Annotated in this window: 7 protein-coding genes and 4 pseudogenes; 2 read left to right on the top strand and 9 right to left on the bottom strand. The window is 42.3% G+C overall.

Features of this window, described 5'->3' with window-relative positions:
* Nucleotides 1-94: IS1 family transposase (locus tag ACJHWT_RS24730; protein WP_000306640.1), on the top strand; the 94-nt coding region annotated here is incomplete at its 5' end.
* 179 nt (nt 95-273) lie between these two features.
* Here the strand turns inward: ACJHWT_RS24730 and ACJHWT_RS24725 are convergent.
* The 3 pseudogenes from ACJHWT_RS24725 to ACJHWT_RS24715 all read right to left on the bottom strand — a co-directional run.
* Nucleotides 274-787: pseudogene (locus ACJHWT_RS24725) on the bottom strand (DUF4113 domain-containing protein); the annotation flags it as partial.
* 60 nt (nt 788-847) lie between these two features.
* A pseudogene (locus ACJHWT_RS24720) lies at nt 848-955 on the bottom strand (AAA family ATPase); the annotation flags it as partial.
* Nucleotides 948-1277 (bottom strand): annotated as a pseudogene (locus ACJHWT_RS24715) (IS21 family transposase); the annotation flags it as partial. The pseudogenes ACJHWT_RS24720 and ACJHWT_RS24715, both read right to left, overlap by 8 nt.
* Nucleotides 1278-2022: 745 nt before the next feature.
* On the opposite strand from ACJHWT_RS24715, the gene ACJHWT_RS24710 reads away from it, so the two are divergent.
* Nucleotides 2023-3000 (top strand): RepB family plasmid replication initiator protein, encoded by a 978-nt coding sequence (locus ACJHWT_RS24710; RefSeq protein ID WP_000361611.1) that lies wholly within the window; start codon nt 2023-2025, stop codon nt 2998-3000.
* A gap of 284 nt (nt 3001-3284) precedes the next feature.
* On the opposite strand, the gene ACJHWT_RS24705 is transcribed toward ACJHWT_RS24710, so the two are convergent.
* The 6 genes and pseudogenes from ACJHWT_RS24705 to ACJHWT_RS24680 all read right to left on the bottom strand — a co-directional run.
* On the bottom strand, nt 3285-4025 hold the full coding sequence (locus tag ACJHWT_RS24705) for a tyrosine-type recombinase/integrase (protein WP_001066954.1): 741 nt from the start codon (nt 4023-4025) through the stop codon (nt 3285-3287).
* 682 nt (nt 4026-4707) lie between these two features.
* Nucleotides 4708-5610, bottom strand: coding sequence for an antimicrobial resistance protein Mig-14 (locus ACJHWT_RS24700; protein WP_001312822.1), 903 nt, complete (start codon nt 5608-5610; stop codon nt 4708-4710).
* Between the two features lie 68 nt (nt 5611-5678).
* Nucleotides 5679-6788, bottom strand: coding sequence for an SDR family oxidoreductase (locus ACJHWT_RS24695; RefSeq protein WP_000771475.1), 1110 nt, complete (start codon nt 6786-6788; stop codon nt 5679-5681).
* A gap of 432 nt (nt 6789-7220) precedes the next feature.
* Nucleotides 7221-8174 (bottom strand): omptin family outer membrane protease, encoded by a 954-nt coding sequence (locus ACJHWT_RS24690; protein WP_000280980.1) that lies wholly within the window; start codon nt 8172-8174, stop codon nt 7221-7223.
* A gap of 1252 nt (nt 8175-9426) precedes the next feature.
* A pseudogene (locus ACJHWT_RS24685) lies at nt 9427-9650 on the bottom strand (integrase core domain-containing protein); the annotation flags it as partial.
* Nucleotides 9651-9653: 3 nt separating this feature from the next.
* Nucleotides 9654-9844 (bottom strand): hypothetical protein (locus ACJHWT_RS24680; protein WP_106372490.1); only part of this gene is annotated, 191 nt, incomplete at its 5' end.

The following is a 9844-nucleotide window of genomic DNA, read 5'->3' as shown; positions in this document are numbered from 1 at the left end:
ACGGCTGGGACGGAAGTCGCTGTCGTTCTCAAAATCGGTGGAGCTGCATGACAAAGTCATCGGGCATTATCTGAACATAAAACACTATCAATAAGTTGGAGTCATTACCTGCTTTTTCGGTTGAAAAGAAATTGATTGAATTACTGGAAAAACAATCTGGTCTCCATACGTCTGTGGATTGCAGTACTCCCCTTACAGAGCAGAGTCTGTCGAGAAATGACGGTGAAGACCAGACCAGAAGAAACGCTGAAAATATGTTCGGAGATGACTGAACTAACCCAGCCTGGCCAGGGGAATATCTCGCCATTTAGTTGTATAACACTGACTCAACATTTCCCGTTTCATTTGCCATTCAGGGGCGGTTCCTCGCCCCGCAAACCACACTTTCCCTTTTCCCGACTGGTTCAGTTCATCGAGTGTTTTCATTAACTTTTCACTGTTTTTACGGGGCTGGATTTCATCAAATAATCCCGGCTGCGCTATACCCGATGGTGTGAAATCAGCCAGCATGACTCCTGCCTTCATATAGCGGTACCCTTCACGCCAGACATGGTTTAAGGCTCTGCATGCGGCGGCAATAATGTCCCGGCTGTCCTGTGTGGGCAATGAAAGCTTTTCCACAGCGGCATTGCTGTAACAGGGTTCAGGGGGATGTCCGTACAAATGTCGTCACCTGCCGGCAATACTGACGCTCCCCACGTAGTTTCTCTGCGGCCCGCTCTGCATACTGAACAACAGCCTGGTGCATGGCATCTTTGTCTGTGATTCGTTCACCAAAACTGCGACTATGTCAACGCCACGATGTTTGACCGTTATTTGCCATTTTCATGCCCGCTAAATACTTTCGTTACTGATGCTGTCCGCTTTGCACCATTTCATCATCACTGATTGGCGTTGTGTTTTTGGTCAGCACTCCAGCTTTACGTTTCTCTTTTAACCGGTAACTCTCTCCTTGTTCTTTTTGACGGACGCATTTTACGTTTGGGCTGGATGTAGTAACGCAGCATGGAACGTCCGCCCGTATAACCCATTGCCTTAATCTCCGCGAAGATAACCTCGCTATTCCAGACATTCTCTGCCAGGCGCATGTCGATGTAATCCATAAACGGTTTCAGCTTAACCATTTTGTGGCGGGTCTTTCTGGCTGGCGGTTCAGGGTATTTGAGGTAGCGTCTGACCGTCCGTTCAGAGCAACCAATCTGAGCCGCAATATCGACAATGTACGCGCCCTGCTGGCGCATTTGCTTTATCATGTAAAAGTCCTCTCTGCTCAGCATGTTGATGTCCTTTCTGGTGTGAGAACCTTAAGGAAACAACATGTTGGGTGGAGCGGACAATCCAAATGGTGAATTACCGTCTTATATCACTGGCGCTGACACCTGTAGTTTGTATACACAATCCCTGGCATTGAAACACACATATGAAGTGTACTTCGGATATGACCGTACGCTCAGGAAGTACGGCAGATTCCGTCAAAAATTACCTGTAAAGACAGACATCAGAAAAAACAGTGCTCGCCGCAGACCGGTGACCGGGCGAAGCCCGCGAACCGGCGAGGAAGCGCAATGTATCTGTAGTTACAGGGAGCAGGTACGCCCTGAAGCCCTTTCATAAAACGGTTGTGTGCGCTGTCCTTCTGGAATGATTTATCCACATATCCGGAGGCCCGATCCAGTAAACAGATCCATGAATGATCAACAAAGGATCCATTAAAGATCCCCATATCGCTGCAAACCTTGTCACTCATGGGCCGGGACCACGATCACATAAGCTGTGGCATGTTACTGATAAACTGTAACATGCTAATGATAAGCTGTATTCAGTAATCCATATACTGAAGTAAGTTAATGACATAAACTATGGTCAGTATGCCAGACTCAGTTGTTAAATACAGGCTGCAGGTTTTTCTTCAGTCAGTTAGCGGAGTTCTGACACACGATTTTCTGTTTATTCTTTTACTGTCCACAGGCTGGAGGCTTTCTGGAAAACGAAAATTCAGACATCAAAAAACTGTTCGGCGAGGTGGATAAGTCCTCCGGTGAGCTGGTGACACTGACACCAAACAATAACAACACCGTACAACCTGTGGCGCTGATGCGTCTGGGCGTTTTTGTACCGACCCTTAAATCACTGAAGAACAGTAAAAAAAATACACTGTCACGTACTGATGCCACGGAAGAGCTGACACGTCTTTCCCTGGCCCGTGCTGAGGGATTCGATAAGGTTGAGATCACCGGCCCCCGCCTGGATATGGATAATGATTTCAAGACCTGGGTGGGGATCATTCATTCCTTTGCCCGCCATAACGTGATTGGTGACAAAGTTGAACTGCCTTTTGTTGAGTTTGCAAAACTGTGTGGTATACCTTCAAGCCAGTCATCCCGCAGGCTGCGTGAGCGCATCAGCCCTTCCCTGAAGCGCATTGCCGGTACCGTGATTTCGTTTTCCCGTACCGATGAGAAGCACACCCGGGAATATATCACCCATCTGGTACAGTCAGCTTACTACGATACTGAGCGGGATATTGTGCAGTTACAGGCCGATCCCCGCCTGTTTGAACTGTACCAGTTTGACAGAAAAGTCCTTCTCCAGCTTAAGGCGATTAATGCCCTGAAGCGACGGGAGTCCGCCCAGGCACTCTACACCTTTATAGAGAGCCTGCCCCGGGATCCGGCACCGATATCGCTGGCGCGGCTGCGTGCACGCCTCAATCTGAAGTCTCCTGTATTTTCCCAGAACCAGACGGTCAGACGGGCAATGGAGCAGTTGCGCGAGATTGGATATCTTGATTACACGGAGATCCAGCGGGGGCGGACAAAATTCTTCTGTATTCACTACCGGCGTCCCCGGTTAAAAGCGCCGAATGACGAGAGTAAGGAAAATCCGTTGCAACCTTCACCTGCGGAAAAAGTCAGTCCGGAGATGGCGGAGAAGCTTGCCCTGCTTGAGAAACTGGGCATCACGCTGGATGACCTGGAAAAACTCTTCAAATCCCGCTGAACATAAACTGTAGTCAGTGAAGAGCGCTCCTTTACTGACTACAGCTTATATTAACCGGCGCAGTGAGTGGTCTGCTCACTGCAGTTTATATTCTGTTTCCTGCAGTGCTGTCTGTAGCTGAGCTGCCATCTGCCTGTCCCTTACGTAAGTGATCCCGTAACCTGATCCTGAGGCATTGCTCCCTTCATAAAACATGACTTACTCACTACAGCTTATATACATGCTCCAGCTTATGTTATGTCTGTTCTGCTGACCACAGCTTATATAAGGAAGCGCGTATGCCGTCACCTCAGGGGAGGCAGTGTACGCAGGATCTCCGCAGCATCCCGCCCGTCACCTGTGAAAGGCACTGCCAGCGTGGCAGCCATATCCAGTGCAAACACTCTGGTATAAACCTCCATCGAACGTGGATCCCTGTGACCAACCAGTGCCTGGATGACTTTCCGGGGCTGGCGGTGATAGAGCATGTGCATGATATAGCTGTGCCGGAAGGTGTGTGGTGTGACCGGAATCGAAAAGTGTACTCCGTCAGCTTCGGCCCGTCTGACAGCCTGCTTCAGCCAGTTGCGCATGGTTTCGTCGGTCACGGCCCATAATGGTTCACGACGACGGGGCCGGGTGGTGATCATCCAGCTTTCCATCTGCCTGACATAGCTTATATCTGTCAGCGGAACCAGGCGCACTTCATCTTTTGGCGGGCGTCCGCGTCGCGCACGCACTTTTTCGGACAGGATCCGCACAAACGGTCTTACTCCATTCAGGTCAAATGATTCCGGCGTCAGCATCCGGGCTTCGCCAATACGCATTCCGGTATTCCAGAGGGTGGCGAACAGCATATGGTGACGCTGATCCGGCATATAGAAGAGAAGGGCACTCACTTCCGGGGCCAGCAGGTAGGCCGGTGTGGCCCCCGTGGAAGTGGCCATTCTTCTCAGGGAGAGCGCTGTTGCAAAATCCACCCCCGGCGCAATGGGTAACAGGGAGACGCGTTCAGGTGAATTCTGCAGGGGAATGACATTGTTCATGAGTTATTTTTCACGTAGCACACGCACTGTTTATGGATACAGGTATTCTGACCTGAACGCCCGGATCCTTCCACGACAATAAATCGCAGCGCGCGGATCCTTTTGTTTGATTATCACGCATTATTGCGGGTAAAACCAAATACATAAAGGCGCATTTTGCCGCTGGGATCCCGTCTTAAGCCAGTCATGGTGCGGGCTGAGGGCTGGTTTACCGTTTTTGGGAGAATTGGGGTAATGCCAGGACAGGCAGAAACGGAAAAAAAATCCTGCAGACGCCCTTAAAAGACAACTGAAAATTTCTGACTCCATATTCCTCTGGTTTCAGACTGCTTAATCACATCATCAACCTGATACATAATAAACAGATTCTGTTCACAGAATGAACAATTAAGTAAATAGTTAGATTATGCGAAAAAGTACAGATATTTCTCACCATCGTTATTGAATAATATGTCTTCACACAAACAATATTAATATTTTGAGTGTAAGCCCTGACTCAAAGAAAGAAATGTCTGTTTTCGGAATCAAAAATATATAGTTATCAAAATACATTAATTTCAAATTTGAAATTAATGTAAAACGATTTAGTAAATGTTATGACATTATAAATCTACTCCTCCATGTTTAGAGGAGTATTTGCAGACTGGACGCTCTTATATAGTTACTTACCTTTATACATATTCTAACATAAGCATTTACCAACCTTACAGGGAACAGACCATAGTAGTTTATATTTCCATTCAGGTCTGAATGCACCGATAGAATATATCATCTTTTTATTATTATCCTGACAATACCTTCGTGCTTTATCTATATTCAGCCACATAAGGACACTTCCCGGACTTAGTTTCATACAATTCTCATCATTCAGAACTGCACCATTTGGAACGTCATAATAAACATTACATGAGCTTTCAGATTTCAGTACTATATCAATAGCACACGGTTTATTATCCCAGAATAGCACATGGCCAAACATAAGTTCTCGTAAGTGAGAAATAAACATTAACAGATTATCATATTCGTAGCAAGGTAGGGTACCTCCAAACCGGGAATGAAAAAGTGATATATAAGAGCTGGATATTTCTTTATCGGATAACTGGCTTATACACTTAATCTCTCCGCCATTCCTGATAAATCTCTGGATTTCATTTCGGCGAGTTTTTTCAAATTTAGGTGAAAAAGATTCCTTTATAATACAATTTTGTTTTTTTCTGGCTATTTTCCATGTTGCATTGATAATATTTTGTTTATTTATAATTGATAATTTATTAGTTTTATCCGGAAAAAAACATCTTGCATGTGGGGAAAAAGGAATTAATACCTCATCAGATGAAAGAGGATAAGACCTTCTTGCCATTATCCCAATTTGTTTTCCATTGCACAGAAAATATGAGCCTTTGATATCACCATCTTTTTCATAGTGAAAAAAATCAAACTTCCAGTCATGATGTATCATAAAGTATGAAACAACATCCGGATGCATGTTTACACTACCACCGTATTTTTCAAAAGTTTTTTTGTACGTTTCGAATGTAGATGGTTTCCAGGCCGTAATAATGCGCTTTATATTTTTAATTGACAAAGTCATATCCTCGGCGTTTTTATATGTTATGAGTGCAACACCAACAATAATTCTGATTATGATAAATATTATTTAAAATCAACTTCCATTTGTTGTTGAATTGAAAGGTGTTTTGTCGTTTCTATACAGTATTTAATATAATCAGTAAACTTTGGCGGTTTAGGCATTCCGATACTCAGTAGCTTGTCGTTACTGAAACAAACATTGAGCATACTGAACGCTCCATATAAACGAATGGCTTTTAACATAAGGCGTTCGTTACAGGGACCAAAAATATTTTTAAAATCATGACGGCTCATTGCCAGTATGTCATAACTGACTTTAGTATATCTGTCTCCAACAGGATCACAGTTCAAAGCACGGGCTACAGCTTCGTCAATAGCAGAGAACGTCACACTACTTTCTTTACCTGCTGATATATGAACAATCTCACCATTAATTAACGAACTTTCAAGCAACATTAGCAATGCATCAGCACAATAATCTACAGGGATAACATCTATTTTATCATCCAGAGAGCACATAAATTTTTGCAACATTAACCCCATTCTGAATACCCAGAAAATACTGGTTGAAGGTAAGCACCCTAAACGACTGTGGCCAACAATAATTGATGGTCGGGCAACCAACAAAGGTAAATCAGGACACTGCTTACGCATCAGATATTCTATTGTTGCTTTTGAATGCGTATACTCCACTAAATGTTCACCTGTTTCTGATGAAGCAGACTCTTCCTTAACTAGCGACCCCGTATGAGGTGTACAAGACATAGCAGTACCAACATGAAGGAAGCGTTTCAGTCCTGCCACTTTTGCCATTCTTCTTGCAAAAGCAAGTGTACCTGTAACATTCACATTCCATATAAAAGGATTATTACCAAAAGAAGCTATAGCCGCACAGTTTATAACATGAGTGACTTCATCAAGACGAGGATCCATGAGAAAGGCTTCCGGATTATTTAGATCCCCAGGCAAGATGTTATCATTAGTTAATGCATGCAACCTTTCCTCACAAACATTAAATTTACGCATATTTTCTTTAATTCTTTCCAGTCCCGCTTGTGGAGTAGGTGCTCGTACTAAAAGTAGCAAATTTATATTATTACAGTTATCCAGCAGCTTATCCAGGACCGCGCCACCAAGAAATCCTGTTGCACCTGTAAGTAATAACAATTTCATATCTAACCTCTTTTGTTTTCATGTAATCATTATAAAAATAAATTATCTTACATAAACTATGATTAAACAAAATCAAGAGAGATTAAATGTAAAAACAATGTTTATTTTTATACGACAGGATCCTTCAGGTTATTGCGAGTGTTTTTATTGGATGGTCTTCTTATTATTGACGAGTAATAGAATTATAATAAAATTCATATTATTAACATCGCTTATCAATTATTTTTATGTCGATAACACTGTGTCGTTATGCATGAAGAGTGGCAGAGCAGCATCTTTAAAAATACAAGAGTTAACAGAAACACTTTTATCGTTGAGCACATATACCCTCCACATATTATAAAAAATCAAAAGACCACCATCAGAAGTGCTGGCCTTTTGTTTATCATATTTAAAGTGTCATGAAAAAGTTAAAAACAGGCATGCTTCAGGTTAAAAATAATACTTCAGACCAGCTGTGGTCATAAAGTTATAGCTTTCAATGCCTGCACCATTTTTGGTGTGATCAGATATATTCAAATTTCTGGAGTACAGAGAAGTATCACCTTTCTTATTAGTAATACGGTTCCATGTTCCTTCGACATAAACTTTAGCTGCAGGTGTAATATAATAACCAGCATGTAGTGAGACAGAGTAATAGTTCTGATTATTTACATCGCTACGATAGGTGATCCTTTTCTCAGGGTTGTAATGCTCATCATTATCCGATGCCTTCACCCATCCGCTATATTTGAAACTCCCCCCGAACTCAAAGCTATCATACCGATAATTACCGGTTAACCCTATATAGGGCATTTTAAAGTGTTGTTTGTAGCCTATAGCTCTTTCACCATCTGGAAATGATCCCGTTTCATCCCGGAAGCCTCCCTCACTACTATAGATATAAGAGCCTCCTTTTGCTGTAAAGCTATAACGATTTTCCTGGTAACCAGCCATAAGACCTAACTGATAGTCTGGTTGATTCAGGAGCCATCCCTTAATATTCAGGTCGAATTCATTAGCAAAATTTAGACGGGTATTCGGATGTTTACTCTCATCAGTCCAGGTTCCGGGATTGCTCGTATCCAGCCAGTCCCTGTCCACCATATTGCCTCCACGACCAGCTAATGTTGTCCACCCTGAGGCACCGACAGATACTCTGGGTAACAGATCCCAGTTAAATGCCCCCTTGACAATTGGCGCATTACTGTATTTCCAGTCCAGCTGGCTGGCTTTGCGCCCCTTTTCTTCAGGCAGATAAACCCGTTCTTTGGCCTTGCCACTTAAAGTGCCAAAATCAATCTCCGTACTGATTTTCTCCGGTGTAAAAGAAAGCCCAGTATCAGAAGCCAGTGCAGCAAACGCTACAGGAGCTGAGAGTGCAGTAGCAAGAATCTTTAAGTACATAGACAAGTTAACTCCATTCCACTCGTTTGTTTTTGATAAATATTTTTTTATTTACTCGTAGTAGTCAACTGAAAAATGCTGTTTTGTTTAACGTTTGTTTACAATGTGGCCGCATGTCGCTTTATTTATTCCCTTTTATGTCAGAATATCAGGGGAGTCAGTCAAACCCGGTATGATTACTGCCCCGGTCATCCATGTTCCAGGAAATATCAGGGCATACAGGGTGCTGGTAACTGCGAATAAGGCCCTGGTCGGACACTTTATGCCGGGAACGTCTGTAACATGGAAACCGGTACCTTCTTCCTGGGTTTATTTTGTTAACTCTTATCTAAAGGGAGACAAAATGGCCAAATCCTGCGATTATGAAGCAATCAGGGTTTTTATTAGCGTTAATGTCGGCAAATATACCAATAACGCCATTACAGTTAATTATTCAGATAGCGTTTGTGCGACAAGGCATTACCATTCGACGAAAATAAACTCAGGTGGTTGATATCAGAAATCAACCGTGGCTCCACCTACAAAAAAAGTTGCTGGTTTATAAATCCCTCCTTTCTGATTAATAAGAAAACTAATAACATATGAGTATAATTACTTGTTCAGATAGGTTAATTATCTTCGTGATTGATATTTATTTGGTTTCAGTAAAAATGATGTTTTTATTATAAAGTTTATAAATACCAAGTCGGTGGTGTTTATTAGTGTAATGGAGGGGAGTGCGTAAATCGTTACATGTAACACTTCCTTCCAATAATACTTTATAAATCAATAAATGTATGATTACTTATTTCCTGAAATATCACATATATTGCTATATTTCTTAACGAGATATTCTTATTTTATTGATGATTGCATCTCTTTTATTTAATGTAAAGCTTTCTTATTAATCTTCTAATGTATTGCAAAATGGTAGATGCTGAGTAATCAACAGACTTGTATGTAAAGTCAAGATTAACGTTGCTAAAGCACGCATCAATTTTCTGATAAAAGGATGTGGTTGTTTTTTTCGATAAAAAAAATTCTTGTCTAACCGCTGGTGAAATAAGATTATTATTACCCCGGATTAATACTGAGCCTAACAATAGAATACAAAAAAAACAAAATGCTTTAAATAAGGGGAGCACTATAAGTTATCCTCTTTACTTTATGCTTACCAACTCATTTTGTTACTTTATAACATAACTCATCTTGCGTTGTAAACAGACTCGTTTTAGTTCCATGCACCTTTTGAGATCGTGACCAAATAATGGCGTTAGTGATGTTCTTCCAGTGTCATATGGTTAAGTGGTTGATATGGCGTTCACTGTTATATTCTGACAACCAGTTTGCCGCCAGTTCCCGCTTTTCATCCAGCGTTCTGAACAGACAAAAACCGAGTATTTTTGTTCGGTATGTCCGGTTAAAACTCTCGATAAAAGCGTTCTGCGCCAACTTACCTGATTGGGTAATCTCCAGTTTTACTACATGTTTTTCTGCGCATTACGTCCGTGTTGGATAAAAAAAATCCTGGCCATAATCTATGCGAATCATAGCTGGATAGACATGGTTTTCCGCAATCCTTGAACCGCCCCGGGAATCCTGGAGACTAAACTCCCTGAGAAAGAGGTAAACAGGATGACTAAAAATACTCGTTTTTCCCCCGAAGTCCGTCAGAGGGCGATTCGTATGGT

It is taken from the genome of Escherichia sp. WS338 (assembly GCF_046486405.1).
Taxonomy (GTDB): Bacteria; Pseudomonadota; Gammaproteobacteria; order Enterobacterales; family Enterobacteriaceae; genus Escherichia; species Escherichia coli.
Note: the sequence above shows the minus strand (reverse complement) of the source record. Positions and strands in the feature narration are given on the sequence as shown.